Consider the following 23200-nt stretch of genomic DNA (forward strand, 5'->3'; position numbering starts at 1 on the left):
CCCTCCCGTCGCTGCCCCTGGCGGGCACGGGGAAGGGGGAGGGGCCGACGTGGTGGTCCGGGCCGTTAGACCGGAACGGAACCCGGACTCAGTTGGACCGGGTGGCACCTTCGGAGTAGTCCAGCTCAGTCTCGCCGGTGTCCGCGGCATTGCCGGCCGTCAGGGACTGGGTTCCCCCCGCCTTCAGCGCGGCGAGGCGGGCCTCGACCTCGGTCTGCTCGCCCAGGTCCTCGAGGGACTCGAACTGGGCGTCCAAAGAGGACGACGCCAGCTCGTTCTGGCCGCGCACGCGGGCCTCCTCGCGGCGGACCTTTTCCTCGAACCGATTGACCTCGGAGGAGGGGTCCATGATGTCGATGGACTTCACGGCGTCGTGCACTGCAGCTTGGGCCTGGCTGGACTTGGCGCGAGCCACCAGTTCGTCCCGCTTGGAGACCAGCTGGCGGCGCTTGTCATTCATCTTGTCCAAGCCGTCCTTGAGCTTGTCCACGATCTCGGTCTGCGAGGCGATGGTCGGCTCGGCGGCCTTGGCGGACTTCTCGGCATCCATCTGACGCTCGATGGCGACCTTGGCCAGGTTGTCGAACTTGTCCGCGGAGGCCGTGTCACCGGAGGTGCGGAACTGGTCGGCCTTGGAGGAGGCGGCCAGGGCCTTCTGTCCCCAGCTCTTGGAGGCGTCCAGGTCCTCGTTGTAGTCGTCCTGGATCATGCGCAGATTGCCGATGGTCTGGGCCACGGCGGCCTCAGCCTCGGAGATGCTGTTGGTGTAGTCGCGGACCATCTGGTCCAGCATCTTCTGCGGGTCTTCGGCCTTGTCCAGCATCGAGTTGATGTTGGCCTTGGCCAGGGTTGCAATTCGGCCGAAAATGGACTGCTTTACCACGTTGTCGCCTTCCGCTCATTCCGTGAGGGCCCCGGGGTTTTCCGGAGCTCCGTCTCCCGTGTCCCGCTAACGGGCGTTGGGCCCCGGTGCCTCGCGGCACCGGAAATTCTGTGGACTGTATCGTCCGCGTGTCCGTTCCTAGAAGCTACCGCCACCGAAGTCGCCGAAGCCACCGCCGCCGCCGAAGTCCCCGCCGCCCAGGCCGCCGCCATCGCCGAAGCCGCCGAAACCACCGCCGCCCCAATCGCCGTGGTCGTTGTCTCCGCCGAGGATGCCGCCCATCAGGATGCCGCCGAGGATGGCCCCGCCGAGGCCGGCGCCGAATCCGCCGCCCCCGCCGCCGCCATAACCACCGCGGCCGGCCCCGGCCCCGGCGTAGCCGCCCCACTGATTGAGGTCTTGCTGGGCCAGCTGGCTGGCGCGGTCCGCCAGGGAGCTGGCCTGGTTCGCCAGGTTCAAGGCGGTCACCGGGTCCTGTCCCGAGAGGCGGACGGCGTCCTGCAGGGTCCGCTCCGCCTCGGCCAGCTTGGTGCGGGCCTGGCTGCCCACGGCACCACGGCGGGCCGCGATGAAGTCCTGAGTGCCGTCGATCTGGGCCTGCGCCTGCCGGATCGTGGACTGGAGGGCGGCGGCGGCCCGGCGCTCCTGCTCCTGGCGGTCGCGGATGCCGGACAGGGGTGCGTCGAGCTGGCGATGGGCCTGCTCCAACGACTGGAGCAATCGGAAGGGGGCCGGACGGCCCGCGGCGATCTCGGATGTCACGCGGGACAGTGTCTGCTGCAGACCGGCCGCCGGACCCGCCAGTTCGGTGTGCTGGCCGGCCGCCACGAGGGCCCGTGCCTGGGCGAGGTCCTGGGTGGACTGGTTGACCCCGGTCTGCAGGTTCTCCATGGCGCTCTCCAGGTGCCCCTGGGCCTTGGCCACGGCCTCCACCAGGGTGGAGATCTGGGAGACGGCCTCCTCGCCGGCCCGGATCGCCAGCACGGCGGTGGACGGGTCGGAGGTGAGGGTCTCCTGAGCCTTGGCCGCGGCAGCCCGGACGAACTCGAGGCGTTCCCGGGCCTGCGTGGCATTGTCATTGACCTCGACCAGCGCTACGTCCGCGTAGCGGGTATGCAGGTCCACGAGGCCCTGCTCGGCCTGCGCCACCGAGTCCGCCACCTGATCGGCGCGGGCGTTCAGGGACTCCAGGGCCGCACCGGCGTTCTTCTCGAGGTCGCGGAGTTCGTCGAATTCCTTGGTGTGTGCGGACAGCGACTCGTTGACAGCCTGGCACCGGGCGATGATGTCCTTGAGCCAGGCACGTTGCTGTTCCTCGGTGTCCGGGATGTGGTCATCCAGCTGATTCTGCAGCTTGTAGGACTCCCGCATGTGGTCCTTGGCGATCTCGATGTCCTGGGTGAAGGTCTCGACGGCCTTCTCGCCGTAGGACGCCAGGGCGAAGCCGACCTCTTGCTCGGAGGACCGGATCGCGTCATCGGCGCCGATGAGCATGGATCCGGCCTTGGTGCGCAGATCCTCCACGGACATCTCGTCCAGCGGGTCTGCTGGCCCCTCAGCCCCTTGGGACCCCTGGGCCTGCTGCGAGCTCTTGTTCTTGTTCCGGCGCATCAGCGCATAGCCGCCACCGGCCAGCGCGACCACAGCCAGGCCACCGGCAACCCACCCGCCTGCACCACCGCCGGAGTCGGGCCCATTGACCCGCCCATCGGCGGCGTCCTGCACGCCGGCGATCGCGGCCGTTGCGGGTGAAGCCCAGTCATCCTCACCCGGCGCCGGCATGGCCGGGCCGATGTACTCCCCGATGATCTCCTCCTGCAGCGGGTAGATACTGTTGGCCTGGGCTGCGCCGTAGCGGTACTCGCCTTCCGCGACGGAGACGACCAGAAGGGAATCGGTGGACCCCATCGAATTCACGTCGCTCACCTCGAGTGCCCACTCGTCGGGATCCATGGGTTGGCCGGCCTCGTCGGTGAACTCGTCCACGTATACCGCGTAGAGGTTCTGGCCCTCGTCCGAGCGCAGCTGACTGATGGCCTGGGTGATCTCGTCCTCCTCGGCGGAGGTGAGCACCTCGGCCTGATCGACCACGAACGTGCGCGGGGGGATGTCCACCGGCGCCTCGGCCCGGGCCGCCTCGGCGAGGGCCAATCCGCCGGTCATGGTCAGTCCCGAGGCCAGGAGGGCGCTCAGGGCCAGGACGGCGGGGGAGAGACGGCGCGGTTGCACCGCTTGGGCCTGGGACTTCATGGATCACCCTTCAGGGGTACACGTGGGATGGTGGCTGCTAGCAGAAGTCTATGGGGCGATTCCGGACGTTCGCCATGAAAGAAGAGTGCGCCATCGGCGAACCGTCGAGCATGCACTCAGGATTCGTCCAGCGAACACGGTCCCAGTAGACAGGGTGACGCGGCAGGATAGAGGACGCGGTGCGGCCCGGGCGGCCTGACCGACCACGACGACGGGCACCCCACCATGGGGATCCGGCAGGAAAGGACGACGATCATGAACGAAGCGGACCACAACGGCACCGAGGGTACCGGCGGACAGCACGGGGGGACGCCTTCCGTCCCTCCGCGTCCTGAGACCCCGCCGACGTCCGCCCGGTCGTCCGAGCCCCTCTCGGCCAGCAGGGAGCCCTACCCCCGCTGGAACGAGACCCAGTCCCTGCCCCACACAGAGGGTCCGGAGCCGTCCATGGATACACCGGAGTCAGGCGCACCCGTCATGGGCCCCTCCCACCAGGCACATCATCACGACGCCGGCCCGGCACGGAAGCGCCACACCGTCGGCGTCGGTGCCCTCGTCGCCGGCATGCTCATCGCCGGTCTGGCCGGTGGCGGCGTGGCCGTCGGCGTCAACGCGGCCATGGATGAGAACACCGGCTCGGCCGGCACGGGTTCCGTCCAGGAACAGGGCCACGGTCTGGACATCAATCGCTCGGAGGATGCCACCGCCGTCACGGCCGCGGCCGCCAAGGCGGCTCCGTCCGTGGTGACCCTCTCCGTCACGGCCGGGCAGGGCTCCGGGTCTGGCTCCGGCGTGATCCTCGACGACGAAGGACACATCCTCACCAACACCCACGTGGTGACGCTGGGAGGGCAGTCGGGGGAGGCCGACATCACTGTTCAGACCGCCGATGGGGCCGTGCACACCGCCACCATCGTGGGGACGGACCCGGAGTCCGATCTCGCCGTCGTCAAGATCGAGGCCGAGGGACTCACGCCGATGGAGATGGGGCAGTCCTCCGAGCTGAACGTGGGCGATTCCGCCATCGCCATCGGCGCTCCCCTGGGGCTGTCCGGCACCGTGACGGACGGGATCGTCTCGAAGTTGAACCGCACGATCTCCGTGGCCTCCTCGGCCGTGCCCGAGGACAGCGGTGAGGGAGGCAGTCAGGAGGCACCCGAGTTCGAGATCCCGGGGTTCCCTGCCCCCGACGAGCAGCAGCCGCAAGCCCAAGGCTCGATCTTCATGAACGTCGTCCAAACCGATGCCGCCATCAACCCCGGGAACTCGGGCGGCGCACTCGTGGACGCCCAGGGGCGGCTGATCGGCGTCAACGTGGCGATCGCCTCCGCTGCCGGGGCCTCGGGCGCGGATTCCTCCGGCAACATCGGCGTGGGCTTCTCCATCCCCGTGGACTACGCCCAGCGCGTGGCTCAGGACCTCATCGAGGACGGAGAGGCCACCCACGGCTTCCTCGGCGTCTCCGTGACGCCGCAGCCCGCCGCGCCGGCCGGCACCGAGCCGAGTGCCGAGGCCAGTGGCGCCGGCACCAGTGAGCAGAACGCCCTGTCCTCCGGAGGATTCAGTGCGGGAGCCCGGGTGGTCGAGGTGGTTCCGGACACCCCGGCCGCTGAGGCTGGGATCGAGGAGGGTGACGTCATCACCGGCGTCGGAGACCGCCCCATCGCGGACAGCGAATCACTGACCGCGGTGGTGCGCGAGTACCCCGAAGGCGAAACGGCCACGGTGCACTTCACCCGGGACGGCGAGGAACAGTCCGCGGAGGTCACGTTCGTCTCGGATGCGAACCAGGGCTAGCGGCAGAGGGCACCATGGAGGACATGACGCCGCTGACGATGCCTCTCAAGACGCCTGCCGAACTGGCTGCCGACCACGGGTGGACGAAGGTCCTGGCCTTCGGAGCCCATCCCGATGATCTGGATTTCGGAGCCGCCGCGACGGTCGCCGGGCTGACGCGGGCCGGCGTCGAGGTGACCTATGTGGTCATGACGGACGGGGACGCAGGCGGCTTCGAGACCGAGAACCAGCACACGATGACGGAGCGCCGGCACCGGGAGCAACGGGAGGCCGCTGCCCATCTGGGCGTGCAGGACGTGGAGTACTGGGGGGAGCGGGACGGCTACCTGGAGCCCTCGCACGCCGTGATGGCCAACGTGGTGGAGGCGATGCGCCGCCACCGGCCGGATGCCGTGTTCACGATGTCCCCCGAACGGGACTGGGACCGCCTGCAGCGCTCCCACCCGGACCACCTCGCCGCCGGTGAGGCGGTCGTGCGCGCCAGCTACCCGGCGGTGGAGAACCCCTTCGCCTATCCGGAACTGGCCGCGCGGGGGCTGGAGGCGTTCCATCTGAAGTGGCTGGTGGTGTACGGCCATCCGGCGGCTCGTTCCAATCTCGCCGTGGACGTGACGGGGTTCGAACAGGACAAGCTGGCGGCCCTGCGCTTCCATGCCTCGCAGCACCCAGATGTGGCGGCGATGGAAGCCTTCGTCCTGGACGGCATGGAGCAGTTGCACCGGGACTGGCTCGCCGCAGCGGGCCCCCCCGCCGCCGGAGCGGTGGGCTCGAGCCGCCCTGCCGAGACGGTGTCCGTGCCGGACCATCCCGCCTCGACCAGCACCGCCGTCACGGCCGACGGCCGCCGGCGGTTCGTCGAGACCTTCCAGCTGGTCAGCGTCAACGACCCGAGCACGATCAGCGGGTTCTAGGCGAGGATCAGCCTCCGGTGCCAGCGGCGCCGTCGTCGCCCTCCTCGGACGGCGTCGGGGTGCTGTTCGGATGGCCGCCGTAGATCGGCCCCTGGGTCACCTGGTGGACGAGGTCGAGGTTGCCCAGCGAGGCCGACGTCGGGGTCTCCGATCCGCCCTCCGGCTCCAGGGTGACCACCAATTCACGGAACCGCTCGACGCCGCGGAAGGTGACCGGGTCCTGGAGGTCCTCGAGCGTGTGCGTTCCAAGGCTGTGAGGGGCCGAGCCGTCGATGGGAAAGAGCCACAACTGGAACACGGTGCCCTCGCCCGGGGACGGCATGCCGGCGAAGGTCACGTACGCGAGGTCCTGGTCCTTGGAGACGTGCCCCTGCATGGAACCGCCGTCCGTGAGCGAGATCTGCCGGGTGGTGAAGGAGTCCTCGGCGCGATCCACCGCCGAGACGATGTCCGGTCCCACGATCAGCCGCACGATGGTCCAGACGCCCAGGACCAGGAGCAGCAGCCCGGTGACCACGAGCATCCACTTCTTCACAGGGCGCTTGCGCGTCACCCCGTGGTCCGGTGACGCGGAGGGCCCCAGTCCGTCCACGAGTCCCATGCCGACGTCCTGCGCCGGCAACCGGTGCAACAGCTCGTCGAGCAGCTCCGAGGGCGGTTCGTGTGCCAGCCCGCGGAACGCCCACGTGACGGTGCGGCGGGCTCCCTCGATCCGGGCACGCCACAAGGTGGTGAACTCGGGACCCTGACGGGACAAGAAGCGGTCCAGCTCCTCGCGTTCGGGACCAGTCACGGCATCGAGGGCCACCAGGTCGGCCCACTCCTTGGCCAGGCCGTTCTCCAGGTCTTGGCTGAGGTTCAGGGTGAAGTTGCGCGTGGTGCCGGTGCGGGCCGCGATCTCCGGGGTGACCGCACGGTGCAGCACCGAGTCGTCTTCACTGGATCGTCCGAGGAACTTCTCCTGGTAGCGCTTGGAGACGCGCTGGACGGCGTCTCGCAGCCGGGACTTCACGGTGGGCACGGCGATGCCGAGTTCCTCCGCCACCTGGCGGTAGGTCCGGCCCCCGGCCCAGGCCAGATCCAGCGCCTGGAACTGGGCCGGGGTCAGCACGGACAGCACCGTGGTGGGCTGGCGATGTCCGCCCTCGGCAGCACCGGCACCGTCCGGCAGCAGACCCGCACCGTACTCAGGCAGAGAATTCTCGCGCAACAACCGCGTCATGGTCTCGTGCGCCAGGACCTCGAGCCAGCACAGGACCGAGCGGTGGCGGGCGCGGACGGAGTCATCGTCGAACCGCTCGTGGGGGGCGGCGTCCCAGACCCGGACATAGGTCAGCACCGTGGCCTCGTCGGCGTCGGCCTCGGAGGCGAAGATGGAGCACGCCAGCCCGTAGACCCAGGGGGCGGTGGCATCGTAGAACGCGGAGAAGGAGGCCTGGTCGCCCTCGCCCGCCAGTCGCAGCAGGTGATCGAGGCCGGGGAGGCCGAGGTCGGTCGCTGCGGGCGAGGTCGCCGAGGTCGCCGACGGGACAGATTCGTCTTCCGCGTCGGTCGGGCGATCAGGGAGACCGGGAGCGTTCTTCTTCATGGTGACTCAAGCATAGGAACGCCGGGCCATCCCGCCTTGATGCCACGCGGACCGTGACCGGTCCGCAATGCGGGAATCAGCGGGACGCAGGGGGAACCAGCCGGACAACAGTGCGGGGACGGCTCACTGCTCAGGCGGATCCCGCGAAACCGTGCTGACGCCAGGCCTCGTAGATCGCGATCGAGGCGGAATTGGCCAGATTCAAGGACCGCCGGGAGGGCTGCATCGGCAGCCGCACACGGGAGGTGATCCGAGGATCGCCGAGGGCCTCCTCCGGCAGACCGGTGGACTCGCGGCCGAACATCAGGACGTCACCGGGACCGTAGTCGAGGTCTGTGAACAGGCGATCGCCGCCGGACGTGAAGGCGAAGACCCGCGCCGGCAGCAAGGCCTCCAGCGCCGTGTCCAGGTCCGGGTGCACGGTCATCACGGCGAGGTCGTGGTAGTCCAGGCCCGCCCGGCGGAGCTTGGCGTCGGAGAAGTCGAACCCGACCGGTTCCACCAGGTGCAGCTCGGCCCCCGTGATGGCCGCCAGCCGGATCACGTTGCCGGTGTTGCCCGGGATCTCCGGTGAGTGCAGGAGGATCCTGAAACCCGGGGTGCCGGGGGCCGGTCCCCTCGGAGCCGCGAGGTGCGGGTTGGTCGGGACGGCACCGGGCGTCGCGGTCCGGCGGAGTAGGGGATCGGGGAAGTCGGAAGGCACCCGGCCATCGTAGTGCGGCCACGGGGAGCCGGCTCCCGGTGAAGCGCACCCAGCGCTGGGAACAGGTCCTCCGGGGGCCCGCCGGAACAGTACCTCGCCGGACCGGCATCGTGACGGCTCAGTACATCGCGCCGAGCAGCCGGGCCAGGAGCCGGCGGTCCACGGTGCCGGACAGCGGGCCGGTACCGAGGAACATCTTCACGTCGCGGCTGAATTGCAACGCGTTGGCCGGTGGATCCGTGAGGAACCCCGCGTCGGAGTCCAGCACCGAGCGGGTGCGCTCGAGTTGGATGACGGGGGCGTGCGGATTCTCGTCCGGCCCGAGGACCAGGATGAACCCGCCGACGCTGCAGTCCGGGAAGGCCCGCTGGAGGGCGACCATCGCCGGTGCCAGGGACGGAGGTGAGAGGCGCCGGTCTCCGCGCCACACCTCCGCCCCGTCCCACCGGTAGACCCCTTCGGGGACCTGCATGGAGCCGATCACCGCCAGCCGGTCCCCGCACAGCACCACGTGGTCGATGGCCCCGGAGCTGAGCCGTCCGAAGGTCAGGTGCAGGCCGGTGACGAGACGACTGGCCGGCAGCGATCCGAGCACATGGTTCTGCAGCGTGCGGATGGTGCGGGCCTCACGCACGAGCCGGTGGCCGGCCGGCAGGATGCCGCGCTTGCGGGGTGCCCCGTGGATCTGTTGCGAACTGCGGGCCAGGTCCAGCACCATCTCGTCCTCCAGCGGCGGAACATAGGTGATGGTCCCGGCCGCGCCGTTGCGATCTCCGCCACTGCCCGGGCTCGTGGACTGGCCGCGCGCGGACCGGGTGGAGAAGGAGGGTTCCGATGCCGGCGCGGCCGACTGGGCCGATCCGCCTCCGGCGCTGAACCCGCGATCGTACTCGCGCCGGGACTCAGGGGTGCCGACCAGTTCCCAGGCGTAGCTGACCAGTCGGAACTCGGCCGCGTCCCCGCCATAGTCCGGATGGGTGCGGCGGGCCGCACGCCGCCAGGCGGCCTTGAGAGAGGCAGTGTCCGCGTCGAAGGAGACGCTGAGGACCTCGTAGGCCGAGCGGCCACCGAAATCGGCGGGAGTCACGGTGCCGTCACCCGATACCGCAGGAACAATGCCCCGTCCTCCTCAAGCAGGCCCACCAACGTCATTCCGGCGGGACTGGCCAGGTCCGCGCCCCCGATGATCCGGCCGCCCGCACCACCGGCGAGCAGCGGTGAGAGGGACAGGCACAGCTCGTCGGCCAACCCGGCCGCAGTGAAGGCACCGAGCAGGGTGGGCCCGCCCTCCGAGTGCACGAGCCGGTGGCCGCGCTCGGCCAGCGCGGCGCGGATCCGGGCCGGCTCTGCCTGGTCCGTCCCGCAATCCACGACGTCTGCGACCTGGCCGAGCGCGGCCCGCCGGCCGGCGTCGGCCGCGGTGGTGGTGAGGAGGAGGGGCCGGACCGGGGCCGTGGTGAAGAAGGTGCTCTCCGGGTCCAGATCGAGGGATCCAGAGACCAGGGCGACCGCCGGGTGGGCGGGCAGCCCGCGGGCCTCGCGCCAGGCACGATCCTCCGCAGAGACCAGGTCGCCGCCGTAGCCCTCGGCACGAATGGTCCCGGCACCCACGAGGATGACGTCCGCGGGCCGGCGGAGCAGAGCGAAGAGCCGTTGGTCGGCCGGCGTTCCGAGACCGTCGGAGTGCCCGTGGACGGTGGCCGCGCCGTCGGCGGAGGACACGAAGTTGAAGCGCACCCAGAGCCCGTCCCCCGAGAAGTCCCCGCGGCTCCGGTCCTGACCGGGCGGGGCGTAGAACGCCACCAGGTCGTCGTCGGTGAGGTCTGCGGTGAGGGTCGGACTGGCCAGACCCGAGGGGTAGGGGTGGACGAGTGCTCTCATGGGTTGACTCCTTCGTTCGCGGGAGAGGCTGGTTCCAGGCCATCCCAGGCGGCAGCCTCCCCGGGGCCCGCTGCGCGGTCGGCACCCCGGTTGAGGCCGTGCATGTTGTGCTCCAGCCGGAGCGGCTCGCGCCAGCCCATGACGGCCTCGGTCATCCGGATCGCCGAGACAGATGGCCCCACCTGGTGCATGCGTAGCACGCGGGCACCGTTCAGGACGCAGACCTGGGCCGCTGCCAGCGAACCGCCCAGCCGGGCCGACTTGTGCTGGTCCAGGGTCTCGCCGATGAAGTCCTTGTTGGACACCGATGCCAGCGCGGGGAATCCCAGGGTGCTGAAGGAGTCGAAGCGCCGGGTGATCTCCAGGGAGTGCCGGGTGTTCTTGTTCAGGTCGTGGCCCGGGTCCACGATGATCTTCTCCTCCGGGACCCCGAGGGAGAGGGCCAGGTCGATCCGTCGCAGCAGGTACTCGCGGACCTCAGCCACCACATCGTCGTAGCGCGGCGACGGCACCGGAGTGCGCGGCGTGGCGAGGGAGTGGGTGATCACCAGGTGGGCACCGCCAGCGGCCACCACCCGGCCGAGATCGTGGTGGAACAGCCCGGTGGTGTCATTGACGACGTCGGCCCCGGCCGCGATGGCACGCTCGGCCACCAGCGGCTGGAAGGTGTCGGCGGAGAGGATCGCGGTGGCCGCGGGACCGCCGCCGGACCGCAGGGCGGCGAACACCGGCACCACGCGCTCGGCCTCCTCCTCCGGGGGCAGCTCCGGTCCGGGAGAGAAGGGAACCCCGCCGACATCGACCCAGTCCGCGCCGTCCTCGGCCGCCCGCCGCGCGGCACCCACCGCTGCGTCCAGGGCGAAGGTCACGCCGTCGTCGTAGAAGGAGTCCGGGGTGCGATTGACCACGGCCATGAGCAGGATGCGCGAGCGGACGTCCACGGTGCGGTGCGCGAAGCGCTGGACCGGGTGTCTGAACTCCGGCTCGACCATGGGCATCGGCGGCGTGCTCCTCGAGGACTGATGATGGTGGGCTTCAGTGGGGGTCGGTGCAGGAGACCGTCCGTCCCATTCTGGCAGGATACCGGTGACGCGTCGGGAAACCGGCTGTCACGAGAGGTCCAGAGGCCGATTCCGAGGTGGCACGATGAAGTTCATGCACCGCAGACCCCGACCCCGGCCCGATGCACCCGAACTCGCCCCGCTCGCTCCGGCCGAGGGTGCCTGGGTGGCCGCCATGCTGGAGGCCGGTACCGCGGGTCTCGGCGTCGAGTCCTGGAACGGCCACGTCGCCACGGTCGTCCCGGTGGGGAACCCAGCGCCGTATGAGAGCATCGCCCGGATCTTCCATCCGGTGCCATGGCACCACCGGGACTGGGACGAGGACGCGGCCGCGCGGTTGCGCGCGTTCGGCCTGGTGCCGGAGGAGCAGGAGGACTTCCGTGACGCGCTATGGCCGGCGGACCGGACGCTGCACGCCTACGGCACCACGATGTGGAGCCAGGTCGCCGCGGATCGCGGCACCGTGTTCCACGCTGGTGCGCAGTGGGCGGACCTCGCCCGGGCGGACGGGAACGACTCCGTGTCCTCCACGCGGGAGGCGCGTCTGGAGTACGGCTCACCGGAACAGGGTCAGCTGTCCTCCCCGGCCATGGCAACACTGGCCGAGGTGCTCCTGGGACACACCGAGACGCCGCAGGACCTGGTGCTGGGGCTGTGGCCCGGTCGCGGCTGGATGGATGGCGGCAGTGCCAAGTTCGGCCCCGGCGTGTTCGAGGCCACCGGCGGGAAGGCTTCCTCCGTCCAGATGCCCCCGGCCTTCGTGCCGAGTACCACCCGAGCCCTTCGCCATGGAGCCGGGCTGCTGGACGTCGGCGACGGATTCCGGGAATACCTGCTGCTGGCCGACGACGGCACCCGACTGCGCCACCCCGTCTGGGCCCGCGCCGCCCACCCGCTGCTGCCGGAGGCGGAACCCACCGAGGAGCAGTCACCGAACCTCGCCTGGCCGCGGGACCGTGCCTGGGCGCTCGCCAGCGAGATCGATTTCGACTCCACCCTGGTGGCCGGATCCACCGAGCTGATCCGGGCCATCTGCACGCACCCCGGCCTGGAGGCCGCCGTGGTGCGGCCGGAGACGGACCTCACCGCGTTCGCGGACACGCTCAACCACCGGAGTCCCAGCCCGTGAGCCGCCACCACGTCCTGTTGTGCATCAACCCCGCCGCCGGGGCCGGCCGGGGTGCCGACGCGGGGGCCGAAGCCGCGGCCCGTCTGCGCAGCGGCGGGGTCGATGTCGAGATCCTGGCGGTGCCCGGCGATGACGGGACACCGCCCGTCCGGCGCTACTCCGAGGCCCTCGCCGCGCGACTGGCGAGGACCGCGGGGGCGACGCCGGCCGCCGTCGTGGTGGTGGGCGGCGACGGGATGCTGCACACGACGGCGAACGTGCTGGCGGGCACCGGGATGCCGGTCGGCCTGGTGCCGGCCGGGACCGGGAACGACCTGGCCCGGGCGCTGGACCTGGCCGGCTGCGGGGTGGCGGGCGCCGCCGACCGGGTCCTCACTGGTCTGGACCGGCCGCCGCGCCGCATCGACCTGGCCCGGGTGGAACTGGCCCCGTTGCCGGCAGCCCTGCCCGCGGGGCTGGACTTCGCCGGAACCGTGGACGACCGCGACGCGGCAGGCGGGCCGCCGGAGCTCGTGCGCCGGTATGCGGTGTCCGGGGTGAACGTGGCCTTTGACGCCGAGGTGAACGCCACCGCCAACCGGATGCGCTGGCCCCGCGGTGGCCTGCGCTATGTGGCCGCCGTGCTGGTGGAATTGCTGCGCTTCCAGCCCGTTGAGCTGAGGATCCGACTGGATGGGCCGGACGGCCCGATCCTGACCGGGCCCACGTTCCTGCTCGCCGTGATGAACGGCCGGTTCATCGGGGGCGGCATGGAGGTCGCCCCCGGAACGCGGATCGACGACGGCGTGCTGGAGGTCTTCCACGTCACACCCCTGAGCCCGGTGCGGTTCCTGCGGGTCTTCCCGAAGGTCTTCGCCGGACGCCACACGCACCTGCCGGAGGTGGAGATCCGGGAGGCGGGCTCGGTGCGGATCGAGCAGATCACCGCGGTGCCGGATCCAGGGCCGCCTGGGCAGCCGTCCCGGAGGAGCGCTGGTCCGGTCCTGCACGGGGACGGTGAGCCCCTGGGACTGTTGCCGGCCGCGGTGACGGTGGAGCCCGGCGCGCTGACCGTGCTGGACACGGGGCTGCCACACGTGCTGTCCGAGGGAGAGGAATGAAGCACGAGTTGGTCCACGGATGGATCGTCTCCGCCCCCTGACTCCTACACTGGAGTGCATGACCCCTTCCGCATCCCGGACCCGCGTCTACCTCGACCACGCCGCCACCACGGCACTCCGCCCGGTGGCGCTGGAGGCATTCACGGCCAGTGCCAGGACGCTCGGGAACCAGTCGTCGCTGCACCAGTCCGGCCGCGGGGCCAAGCTGCGGGTCGAGACGGCGCGGGATGCCCTGGCGGCCACCCTGGGCGCCCACCCCAGCGAGGTCGTGTTCACCTCCGGGGGCACCGAGTCGGACAACCTGGCACTCAAGGGGCTGTACTGGGCGCGCCGGGACCGCGCCCGCGCGGAAGGGGCGCCCGAGTGTCATCGCATCGTGCTCACGGGATTGGAGCACCATGCCGTCCTGGACGCGGCCACGTGGCTGGAGACCCACGAGGGGGCCCGGCTGGACTTCGTCCCCGTCCACGCGGACGGGCGGGTGGACCTGGACGCCTGGCACGACGCCCTGGCCCGGGACCCGGAGACCATCGCCGCGGCCACGCTGATGTGGGCCAACAACGAGATCGGCACCATCCAGCCCATCGCCGAGGCGGCTGCCCTGGCGGTGGAACACGGGGTGCCCTTCCACACCGACGCCGTCCAGGCCTTCGGCGCCGTGCCCCTCGACTTCCAGGCCTCCGGCGCCACCACGATGGCGGTGACCGGTCACAAGATCGGCGCGCCGGTCGGCGTCGGCGCCCTGCTGGTGCGGCGGGATGCCGCGATCACGCCGGTACTCCACGGCGGGGGCCAGGAGCGTGACATCCGCTCCGGGACCATCCCGGCCGCCCTCATCGAGGCCTTCGCCGCCGCCGCCACCGAAGCCCACGCCCAGCTGCCCGCCGAGCGCGAACGCGTCGGTGCCCTGCGCGACCGGCTGATCGACGGGATCCGTCAGCTGGTGCCCGACGCGCGACTGACGGGCGCGGAGGACCTCGATCCTCTCACCGGGGAGCGGCTGCCGCCCGGCACCCGTCGTTTGCCGGGCAACGTCCACTTCACCTTCCCGGGGTGCGAGGGTGACTCCCTCCTGTTCGGCTTGGACATGGTCGGCGTGGAGGCCTCCACCGGTTCGGCCTGCTCGGCCGGGGTGCCCCGCCCCTCGCACGTGCTGACCGCGCTGGGCATCGAGGAGGAGCTGGCCCGGTGCGTGCAGCGGTTCAGCCTCGGGCATACATCGGGACCCGCCGACGTTGAGCAGGTGTTGTCCGTGTTGCCGGACGTCCACGCCTCGGCCCTGCGCGCCGGCCTGGCCGGGCACGATTCCAGGATCAAGACCGCGAACAGCCAGCGCTGACGGGAATCACAGCAGAAACCGCCGTACACCGAAGGGAAACCACGAAGATGAAGGTCCTCGCCGCCATGAGCGGGGGAGTCGACTCCGCCGTTGCCGCCGCTCGCGCCGTGGATGCCGGCCACGAGGTGGTCGGGGTGCACCTCGCCCTGTCCCGGATGCCCGGAACCCTGCGCACCGGATCCCGAGGCTGCTGCACCATCGAGGACTCCCGTGACGCCTGGCGCGCCTGCGAGAAGCTGGGCATCCCCTTCTACACGTGGGACTTCTCCGAGCGGTTCAAGGAGGACGTGGTGGACGACTTCGTGGCCGAGTACGCCGCGGGCCGCACCCCGAACCCCTGCATGCGCTGCAATGAGCGGATCAAGTTCGCCGCGCTGCTGGAGAAGGCCCTCGCCCTGGGCTTCGATGCCGTGTGCACGGGTCACTACGCGACCGTCCTCCGCAATGACACCGGCAACCTCGAACTGCACCGCGCCGCCGACTGGGCCAAGGATCAGTCCTACGTCCTCGGCGTGCTCACGGCCGAGCAACTGGAGCACTCCATGTTCCCGCTCGCCGAGACCCCGTCCAAGGACCTGGTCCGGGCGGAGGCGGCCGAGCGCGGGCTGTCGGTGGCCGCCAAGCCCGACTCCCATGACATCTGCTTCATCCCGGACGGGGACACCCGGGGGTGGCTGAACGAACGCATCGAGATGACCGAGGGGGACATCGTGGACACGGAGGGCCACCGCCTCGGCTCCCATCCCGGCGCGCATGCCTTCACGGTGGGCCAGCGCAAGGGCTTGAGCATCGGCCGTCCCGCCCCGGACGGCCGTCCCCGCTTCGTCCTCGAGGTCCGTCCCAAGGACAACACCGTCGTCGTCGGGTCCAAGGAGATGCTCGCCGTGGATCGTGTGACGGGCATCCGCCCCTCCTGGGCCGGGGCCCCGCTGGCCGAGGAGGCCACCGGTGACTGGTTCGACTGTCACCTGCAGGTCCGCGCGCACGGGGATCCCGTGCCCGCCCGTGCCCGGGTGGAGCGCCCGGGTCCTTCGGACGCCGCGCCGGCGAGCCCGGACGGTGACGGGGCTGAGGATACTGCGCCCCCGACTCACGACGCCGGCACTTGGGTCATGGAACTCTTCGAGCCCCTCGCGGGGGTCGCGCCCGGCCAGACGGCCGTGCTGTACCAGGGCACACGCGTACTGGGCCAGTCCACGATCGACGCCGCCTTCAACGCCGCCCGGGTGGCCTGACGGGATCTACCCGCCGGTACGATGCGAGCGACTCGCCGGTAACTTGGGTTCGGAATTCGCCGGATCCCGGCGTACAGTCTGATGTGATCCAGGTCATAGTGATCGGGATCACCTTCACTCGCACCCGCATTCGCACCCGGGTCGGTGGTGCCGTCCTCGGTGTCCACCGACCCTGAGGAGGACACCGTCATGGCCACTATCCGACGCCGCCTGAGCGCGGCCATCGCACTGGGCGGGGTCGCCGCCCTGGCCCTCACCGCCTGCACCGGGCCAGCCCCGAGCGGCGAAGGCAGTGAGGGGGGTTCCGGCGAAGGCGGTGCCAGCAGCGCGCCGATCGTCTACGGCACCACGGACAAGGTCACCAGCATCGATCCGGCCGGTTCCTATGACAACGGCTCGTTCATGCTGATGAACCAGGTCTACCCCCTGTTGCTGAACTCCGCCCCGGGCTCCGCCGAGGTGGAGCCGGACCTCGCGGAGACCGCCGAGTTCACTTCCCCGAACGAGTACACGGTGACCCTGCCGGAGGGCCTGACCTGGGCGAACGGGAACACGCTGGACTCCGCCGATGTCAAGCACACCTTTGATCGCCAGCTGGAGATCGCCGATCCCAACGGCCCGTCCTCCCTCCTGGGCAACCTGGAGTCCGTCGAGGCCCCGGACCCGACCACCGTGGTCTTCACCCTCAAGGAAGGTGACGACCAGACCTTCCCGCAGGTCCTGTCCTCGCCCGTCGGCCCGATCGTGGACGACGAGACCTTCCCCGCCGACGAGCTGCTCCCGGACGAGGACATCGTGGCGGCAGAGGCCTTCCACGGTCAGTACTCGATCGATTCCTACGAGAAGAACCAGCTCGTGAACCTGGTGCCGTTCGACGGTTACCAGGGCCTACTGGGGGCCCCGAAGAACTCGCAGGCCTCCATCAAGTACTACGCCGACTCGAACAACCTGAAGCTGGACATCCAGCAGGGCAACATCGATGTGGCCGCCCGCGCCCTGACGCCGACCGACGTCGAGGACCTGTCCGGGGACGACAACGTGGTGGTGCACGAGGGTCCCGGCGGCGAGTTGCGGTACATGGTCTTCAACTTCAACATCATGCCCTTCGGCGCCGAGACCGAGGAGGCGGATGAGGAGAAGTCGTTGGCCGTCCGCCAGGCAATGGCCGATCTGCTGGACCGGGAGGCCCTGTCGGAACAGGTCTACAAGGGCACCTACACCCCGGCCTACGGTTTCGTCCCGAAGGAATTCGAGGGCGCCACCGAACCTCTCAAGGAGAAGTACGGGGACGGCGAGGGAGGCCCGGACCAGGACCGCGCCGCCGAGCGGTTGGAGGCGGCCGGCGTCGAGACCCCGGTGGCCCTGAACCTGCAGTACAACCCGGACCACTACGGCCCGTCCTCCGGCGAGGAGTACGCCCTGGTGAAGCAGCACCTCGAGGCCAATGACCTCTTCACGGTGAACCTGCAGTCCACCGAGTGGGTGACCTACCAGCAGGACCGCATCGACTCCTACCCCGTCTACCAGCTGGGCTGGTACCCGGACTACTCGGACGCGGACAACTACCTGTCCCCGTTCTTCGCGATCGAGAACTTCCTCTCCAACGGCTACGTCAACGAAGAGGTCGACCAGCTGATCGCCGAGCAGCGCGTCACCCCGGACGAGGCCGAGCGCAGCGAGAAGCTCGGGCAGATCCAGGACATCGTCGGCGAGGAACTGTCCACGCTGCCGCTGCTGCAGGGTGCCCAGGTGGCCGTATCCGGTCCAGAGGTCGCAGGCGTGGAGGACACCCTGGACGCCTCGTTCAAGTTCCGTCTGGGAGCCGTGTCCAAGGAGGGCTAATCCACCGTGACCGTAACCACTGACCTGCCGGGGACCCCGGCCGGCGACGAACCGGTGGTGCTGCCAGGGGACGAGGGAACCGCACCGTCCGCCCCGACCCGGACAAAGGGTCTGGGCGGGCTGGGCCGCTACATCCTGATCCGCTTCCTGCTCATCATCCCCACCGTGTTCATCCTCGTGACCATGGTGTTCTTCCTGATGCGGGTGACCGGCGACCCGATCACCGCCGCCATGGGCGGGCGCCTGACGCCGGCCCAGCTGGCCGAGCGGATCGCCGCCGCCGGCTACGACCGGCCCCTGCCGGTCCAGTACGTCGAGTACCTCGGCCAATTGCTCACGGGTAATTTCGGGACCACGCTCTCGGACAACCGCCCCGTCACCGAGGTGCTGGTGACCTACGGCGCGGCCACCCTCGAACTCGTGTTCTTCGCCGTGATCGTCGCACTCGTGGTCGGCATCCCCCTGGGGATGGTGGCCGCGAAGTTCCGCGACCGCTGGCCGGATGCGTTCCTGCGCATCGCGGCGATCCTGTTCTACGCCACCCCGGTGTTCTTCGCCGGCCTGCTGCTCAAGCTCGTCTTCAGCGTGTGGCTGGACTGGCTCCCCACCAACGGGCGGCTGACGATCAGCAACCAGCTGGCCCTGGACGGCCTGCAGGCGCCCACAGGCATCTACTTCCTGGACGCCCTGCGCTCCGGGAACATGGCCGCCCTCGGCGACGTGCTCCAACACGCTGCCCTGCCGGCCCTGGCGCTGGGGCTGCTGACCGGCGGCGTGTTCCTGCGCCTGGTCCGGACCAACATGATCGGCACCCTCGGACGTGAGTTCGTGGAGGCCGGCCGGTCCCGCGGCGTCAGCGAGTACCGGCTGACCACCCGCCATGCCTTCCGGCCGGCGCTGATCCCCATCATCACCGTGATGGGGATGCAGATCGCCATGATGATGGGCGGGGCCGTGCTGACCGAGACCACCTTCGAATGGAAGGGACTGGGGTTCCAGCTGGCCGAATACCTGGCTGCGCGTGACTTCGTGGCCGTGCAGGGGATCGTGGTCATACTGGCCGTGATCGTGGCCGTGACGAACTTCCTGGTGGACATCGTCGCCGCCCTCATCGACCCGAGGGTGAGGTACTGACATGTCCCTGACCACCACGGTCCGCAAACTGCCGGTCGTCTCCCACCTGGGCCAGTCGGCCGGACTCCAGCGCGGCATGCTCATCGGCGGGCTCGTCCTGACAGTGATCTTCCTGCTCGCCGCGGCGCTCGCCCCGGTGCTCGCCCCCTACGGCTACGCACAGATGTCCCATCCCGACGGCGGCGGGGCCTTCCCCACCCAGGGCGCCCCCTCGGCGGAGCACCCCTGGGGCACCACGGTCGGTGGCTTCGATGTGCTCTCCCGCACCCTGTGGGGTGCGCAGACCGCCGTGGCCGTGATCGTCGTCGCGGTGGTGATGTCCCTGATCCTCGGCGTGCTGCTGGGTCTGGTCTCCGGTTACCTCGGCGGCTGGGTGGACCGCGTGCTCGTGGTCATCGCCGATGCGATCTACGCGTTCCCGTCCCTGCTGCTGGCGATCGTCATGTCGATCGTCATCAGCCAGGGTCAGTCGAGCCTGTGGGGCGGCATCCTGGCGGCGGCGCTGTCCATCACCGTGGTGTTCATCCCGCAGTACTTCCGCGTGATCCGCGCCGAGACGATCCGCCTCAAGGCCGAGCCCTTCGTGGAATCGGCCCAGGTGGTCGGCACCTCCCCGTGGCGCATCATGACCCGGCACATCCTGCGCAACGCCACCCGGTCCCTGCCGCTGATCTTCACCCTGAATGCCTCCGAGGCCATCCTCACCCTCGCCGGGCTGGGCTTTTTGGGATTCGGCATCCAGCCCACGGCCGCCGCAGAGTGGGGCTACGACCTCAACCGGGCGCTGTCCGACGTGACCAGCGGTATCTGGTGGACCGGGTTGTTCCCGGGCCTGGCGATTGTGCTCACGGTCCTCGGCCTGACCCTGGTCGGCGAGTCGATGAACGACCTGAACGATCCGCGCCTGCGCACCCGCTCACGGTCCCGCAGCAGGCGAGCGACCGCCGCTGCCCGCACCGTCGCTCCCGAAACCCCCGCAGCTTCTACCGGCACCGCCGCGACCGGCACTGTCCGGACCGACCCGGAGGTCTCCCCGTGACCGAACAGACCGACAGCGCACACCGCCCTGGTGCGGCCGCGCCCGTCCTGGAGGTCCGGGACCTCTCGGTGACCTTCGCGACCGACGGCGGCGATGTCCGTGCCGTACGGACGGCCGCCTTCTCCGTCGCGCCGGGGGAGGTGGTCGCCGTCGTGGGCGAGTCTGGTTCCGGCAAGACCGTCACCGCCAAGACGGTGCTGGGTCTGCTCCCGGAGACGGCGCTGGCCACCGGCGCCGTGGTGGTGTCCGGACAGAATGTCCTCTCGCTCCCCGGCGCCGAGCTGCGCCGGCTGCGGGGCAGCGCTGCGGCCATGATCTTCCAGGAGCCCTCCACCGCCCTGAACCCGGTCTACACGGTGGGCTGGCAGATCATGGAGGGCCTGCGGGCCCATCGTCGAGCGAACGGTACCTCGTCCGGTCCGAAGGCCGCTCTCGGCAAGAAGGAGGCCAGGCGGCGCGCCATCGAGGCCCTGCGTGCAGTCGGCATCCCCGACCCCGAGCACCGGGTGGACTACTATCCACACCAGTTCTCCGGCGGCCAGAAGCAGCGCGTGGTCATCGCCGCGGCCCTGGCCCTGGAACCCGGACTCATCGTCGCGGACGAGCCCACGACCGCGCTGGACGTCACCGTCCAGGCCGAGATCCTGGACCTGCTGCGGGAGCTGCGGGACTCCCGCGGCGTGTCCATCATGCTGATCACCCACAACATGGGGGTGGTGGCGGACCTCGCGGACCGCGTGGTGGTGATGTACCACGGAGAGATCGTGGAGCAGGCCCCCGTGTCCCAGCTGTTCGCGGATCCGCGCGAGGCCTATACCCGGGCCCTGCTGGACGCCGTGCCCCACCTCGGGCGGAACTCGGCCTCCGCCGGGGACACCGAGCGCCGCCACCGAGAGGCCACGCCCGTGGTCACCGCCCGTGGCCTCGAGATCGAATTCGCCGGCCGGATGGGTCAGCAGCCGTTCCGCGCCGTCAAGGGAGTGGACTTCGACATCCACCCCGGCGAGGTCTATGGGCTCGTCGGTGAGTCCGGTTCCGGCAAGACCACGATCGGCCGCGCCATCGCCGGGCTCACCCGCGCCACGGGCGGTTCTCTGACGGTCTTCGGGCACGAGATGGTCGGGTTCAGGGAGAGGACGTTCAAACCGCTCCGACGGGACATCGGCTTCGTGTTCCAGGACCCGGCCGCCTCCTTCAACCCGCACCTGACGATCGGCGAGTGCGTGGCCGAGCCCCTCCTCGTCCATCCCGGGGACCGCGGTGGTGGCGACGCCGCCTCAGACGTCGACCGCACGGTCGCCGGACTGCTGGACGCGGTCCAGTTGCCGTCCGACTATGCCCGGCGCTACCCGCACGAGCTCTCCGGAGGCCAGCGGCAGCGGGCCTCCCTGGCGCGGGCGCTGGCTCTGGACCCCACGTTGCTGGTGGCGGACGAGCCGACGTCGGCCCTGGACGTGTCCGTGCAGGCCAAGGTGCTCGACCTGTTCCGGGAGGTCCAGGAGCGCTTCGGCTTCGCGTGCCTGTTCATCAGCCACGACCTGGCCGTGGTGGACCACCTCGCCAGCTGGGTGGGCGTCCTCTACCGGGGGGACCTGGTGGAGGAGGGCATCGGCTCTCAGGTGATGGGCAGCCCCCGGCACGACTACACCCGCCGGCTCGTGGCCTCACTGCCTGTACCGGACCCGGAGGAGCAGTCACGTCGCCGGAATGAGCGCCGCACGACCGTAGGCTAGGGGGATGACTGACGACCCGGCCGCCGAGACCGGCCAGAACCCGGCCACCGGATACGACCCGCACGCCTCCTCGCTCCTGGGTGAGGCCGATCCGGCGGTGCTGGACGAGCTGTATGCGATCCGCGGCAGCATCGACAACTTCGATGCCACCCTGGTTTACCTGCTGGCTGAACGCTTCAAGTGCACCCAGCGGGTCGGCCGGCTCAAGGCCGAACACGCCCTGCCGCCCTCGGACCCGGGCCGTGAGGCTGCGCAGATCAAACGCCTGCGCACCCTGGCCGAGGACGCGGAGCTGGACCCGGCGTTCGCCGAGAAGTTCCTGAACTTCATCGTCTCCGAGGTCATCCAGCACCACCGCGCCATCGCCGCCGACCGCGCCTGATGCCTGCCGTTCGCGCCACTCTGCTCGGGGCCTGGCCGGGGAGGGACCCGGTGTCCGCGTCCCGTGACCTCCTCAACGCCTTGGGTGCCCCGCACCTGCCGGTGCTGCCCGAGCTGCCCGCCCGGGGCCCCGGTTCCGATGCGATTGGCCGCACCGCCGGCCTCCTGGAGGAGCTCGCCGTCGACCTGCAGCCCCACGGCTGGAGGCTCGTTCCCGAACCCGGGATGGACCACCGCCGGGCGGTCTCGGCCCTGACCACGGATCGCCACGCCCTGACGGACGTCGCCGGGGAGTCCGGGATTGCCGTGGAAGACCTGCTCGTGCGGGTCACCGGTCCGCTGACGCTGTCCGCCGAGCTGTGGCTGCCCGGAGGCGAACGCTCCCTCTCGGATCACGGAGCCCGCCGGGACGTCGCCCAGTCGTTGGCCGCCGGCCTCGCAGCACACGTCCGGGCGGTCCGGTCCCAGACGGGCGCCGCACGGGTGACCGTGGTGCTGGACGAGCCCCACGCCGCCGCCGTCCTCTCGGGTGCGCTGCCCACCGCCAGCGGCTACCGCACCGTCCGCTCCCTGCCCCGCTCCGAGGTCCGGGAGGCCTGGACCCTGGTCGCCCAGGCCTTGCTCGACGCCGGCGCCACCGGGATCGTCCTGGCCCCCGGCCGAGCGGGCGCCGGGGAGGAGTGGGCCTGGGCGGACCTGGCGCTGCTGGCCTCCGAAGCGCTGCCGCCTGCCGTGCTGACATCGGAGGAGGAGCAGAGGACGGCCGCCCTGGCCCTTCCCCTGGGTCCCCTCGAGGGGCCGGGATCGGACAGTTCGCGCTGGGACATCGTCGCGGGCTGGACCGAGGCGGGCCGGGACATCGTGTTCCGCCTCCCGTCAGCGCCGGCGGCACCGGCGTCACCACCGGGCCAGCCCGTGAAGCCCACCGAATCCGCCGTCGGCCATGGACACCCGTACCGGGGCACCGGGGTCATGATCGCCCGGACGTGGGATCGGATCGGACTGGACCCGGAGCTGCTCGGGAGGCTGACCCTGGCCGCACCGGACCAGTCCGCGGCCTCCCACCTCAGAGCCAATCAGGCCCTGGCGTCCGCGGTGGCCACGGCGGAGGAACTCGACCGGATTCGCCAGGACGGCGGCCTGGGGTCACCAGCCGAGTTGACGCGCTGAGTTGAGCGAATAGGTTTTGCGGGG

Annotated in this window: 19 protein-coding genes; 12 read left to right on the plus strand and 7 right to left on the minus strand. The window is 70.5% G+C overall.

The annotated features are described in order from the left end of the window. Positions 1-88 precede the first annotated feature (88 nt). Both RUH65_RS09770 and RUH65_RS09775 read right to left on the minus strand, forming a co-directional pair. On the minus strand, positions 89-883 hold the full coding sequence (locus RUH65_RS09770) for a PspA/IM30 family protein (protein ID WP_313817208.1): 795 nt from the start codon (positions 881-883) through the stop codon (positions 89-91). A gap of 138 nt (positions 884-1021) precedes the next feature. Beyond that, complete coding sequence (locus tag RUH65_RS09775; RefSeq protein WP_313817209.1) at positions 1022-3133, minus strand: TPM domain-containing protein; 2112 nt, start codon at positions 3131-3133, stop codon at positions 1022-1024. 255 nt (positions 3134-3388) lie between these two features. On the opposite strand from RUH65_RS09775, the gene RUH65_RS09780 reads away from it, so the two are divergent. Both RUH65_RS09780 and RUH65_RS09785 read left to right on the plus strand, forming a co-directional pair. Continuing rightward, positions 3389-4930 (plus strand): trypsin-like peptidase domain-containing protein, encoded by a 1542-nt coding sequence (locus RUH65_RS09780; protein ID WP_313817210.1) that lies wholly within the window; start codon positions 3389-3391, stop codon positions 4928-4930. A 23-nt stretch (positions 4931-4953) separates the two neighbouring features. After that, complete coding sequence (locus RUH65_RS09785; RefSeq protein ID WP_396179975.1) at positions 4954-5841, plus strand: PIG-L deacetylase family protein; 888 nt, start codon at positions 4954-4956, stop codon at positions 5839-5841. A 7-nt stretch (positions 5842-5848) separates the two neighbouring features. Here RUH65_RS09785 and RUH65_RS09790 read toward each other — a convergent pair whose 3' ends face one another. The 5 genes from RUH65_RS09790 to folP all read right to left on the minus strand — a co-directional run bounded on the left by RUH65_RS09790 (position 5849) and on the right by folP (position 11011). Then, on the minus strand, positions 5849-7429 hold the full coding sequence (locus RUH65_RS09790) for an anti-sigma factor domain-containing protein (RefSeq protein WP_313817211.1): 1581 nt from the start codon (positions 7427-7429) through the stop codon (positions 5849-5851). A 130-nt stretch (positions 7430-7559) separates the two neighbouring features. Then, the gene (locus RUH65_RS09795; protein WP_313817226.1) at positions 7560-8015 is read right to left on the minus strand and encodes a tRNA (cytidine(34)-2'-O)-methyltransferase; all 456 of its coding nucleotides are present in this window, start codon (positions 8013-8015) and stop codon (positions 7560-7562) included. A 235-nt stretch (positions 8016-8250) separates the two neighbouring features. Next, positions 8251-9219, minus strand: coding sequence for a DnaJ domain-containing protein (locus RUH65_RS09800; protein WP_313817212.1), 969 nt, complete (start codon positions 9217-9219; stop codon positions 8251-8253). After that, complete coding sequence (locus RUH65_RS09805) at positions 9216-10013, minus strand: pyrimidine reductase family protein (RefSeq protein WP_313817213.1); 798 nt, start codon at positions 10011-10013, stop codon at positions 9216-9218. The genes RUH65_RS09800 and RUH65_RS09805 overlap by 4 nt, the downstream gene beginning before the upstream one ends. Further along, on the minus strand, positions 10010-11011 hold the full coding sequence (folP, locus tag RUH65_RS09810; RefSeq protein ID WP_313817214.1) for a dihydropteroate synthase: 1002 nt from the start codon (positions 11009-11011) through the stop codon (positions 10010-10012). The genes RUH65_RS09805 and folP overlap by 4 nt, the downstream gene beginning before the upstream one ends. Positions 11012-11168: 157 nt before the next feature. Here folP and RUH65_RS09815 point away from each other — a divergent pair, with 157 nt between their 5' ends. The 10 genes from RUH65_RS09815 (at position 11169) to RUH65_RS09860 (ending at position 23176) form a co-directional block, all read left to right on the plus strand. Beyond that, entirely contained in the window at positions 11169-12203 is a 1035-nt protein-coding gene (locus RUH65_RS09815) for a hypothetical protein (RefSeq protein WP_313817215.1), read from the plus strand. Next, entirely contained in the window at positions 12200-13303 is a 1104-nt protein-coding gene (locus tag RUH65_RS09820; RefSeq protein WP_313817216.1) for a diacylglycerol kinase family protein, read from the plus strand. The genes RUH65_RS09815 and RUH65_RS09820 overlap by 4 nt, the downstream gene beginning before the upstream one ends. Positions 13304-13361: 58 nt before the next feature. Beyond that, positions 13362-14642: a cysteine desulfurase family protein gene (locus tag RUH65_RS09825; protein ID WP_313817217.1), complete on the plus strand. Its 1281-nt coding sequence runs from the start codon at positions 13362-13364 to the stop codon at positions 14640-14642. A gap of 47 nt (positions 14643-14689) precedes the next feature. Next, positions 14690-15877 (plus strand): tRNA 2-thiouridine(34) synthase MnmA, encoded by a 1188-nt coding sequence (gene mnmA, locus RUH65_RS09830; RefSeq protein ID WP_313817218.1) that lies wholly within the window; start codon positions 14690-14692, stop codon positions 15875-15877. Positions 15878-16066: 189 nt separating this feature from the next. After that, positions 16067-17719, plus strand: a complete 1653-nt coding sequence (locus RUH65_RS09835) for an ABC transporter substrate-binding protein (protein WP_313817219.1) — start codon at positions 16067-16069, stop codon at positions 17717-17719. Positions 17720-17773: 54 nt separating this feature from the next. Beyond that, positions 17774-18853, plus strand: a complete 1080-nt coding sequence (locus RUH65_RS09840; protein ID WP_396179982.1) for an ABC transporter permease — start codon at positions 17774-17776, stop codon at positions 18851-18853. A gap of 1 nt (position 18854) precedes the next feature. Beyond that, the gene (locus RUH65_RS09845; RefSeq protein WP_313817220.1) at positions 18855-19892 is read left to right on the plus strand and encodes an ABC transporter permease; all 1038 of its coding nucleotides are present in this window, start codon (positions 18855-18857) and stop codon (positions 19890-19892) included. Continuing rightward, complete coding sequence (locus RUH65_RS09850; RefSeq protein ID WP_313817221.1) at positions 19889-21625, plus strand: ABC transporter ATP-binding protein; 1737 nt, start codon at positions 19889-19891, stop codon at positions 21623-21625. Before RUH65_RS09845 ends, RUH65_RS09850 begins: the two co-directional genes overlap by 4 nt. A gap of 4 nt (positions 21626-21629) precedes the next feature. After that, positions 21630-22007 carry a chorismate mutase gene (locus RUH65_RS09855; RefSeq protein ID WP_313817222.1) on the plus strand — a complete coding sequence of 126 codons (378 nt, stop codon included), beginning with the start codon at positions 21630-21632 and terminating at the stop codon, positions 22005-22007. Beyond that, positions 22007-23176: a hypothetical protein gene (locus tag RUH65_RS09860; RefSeq protein ID WP_313817223.1), complete on the plus strand. Its 1170-nt coding sequence runs from the start codon at positions 22007-22009 to the stop codon at positions 23174-23176. The genes RUH65_RS09855 and RUH65_RS09860 overlap by 1 nt, the downstream gene beginning before the upstream one ends. Positions 23177-23200: the final 24 nt, after the last annotated feature.

This window comes from Citricoccus sp. (genome assembly GCF_032154715.1).
Lineage (GTDB): Bacteria > Actinomycetota > Actinomycetes > Actinomycetales > Micrococcaceae > Citricoccus.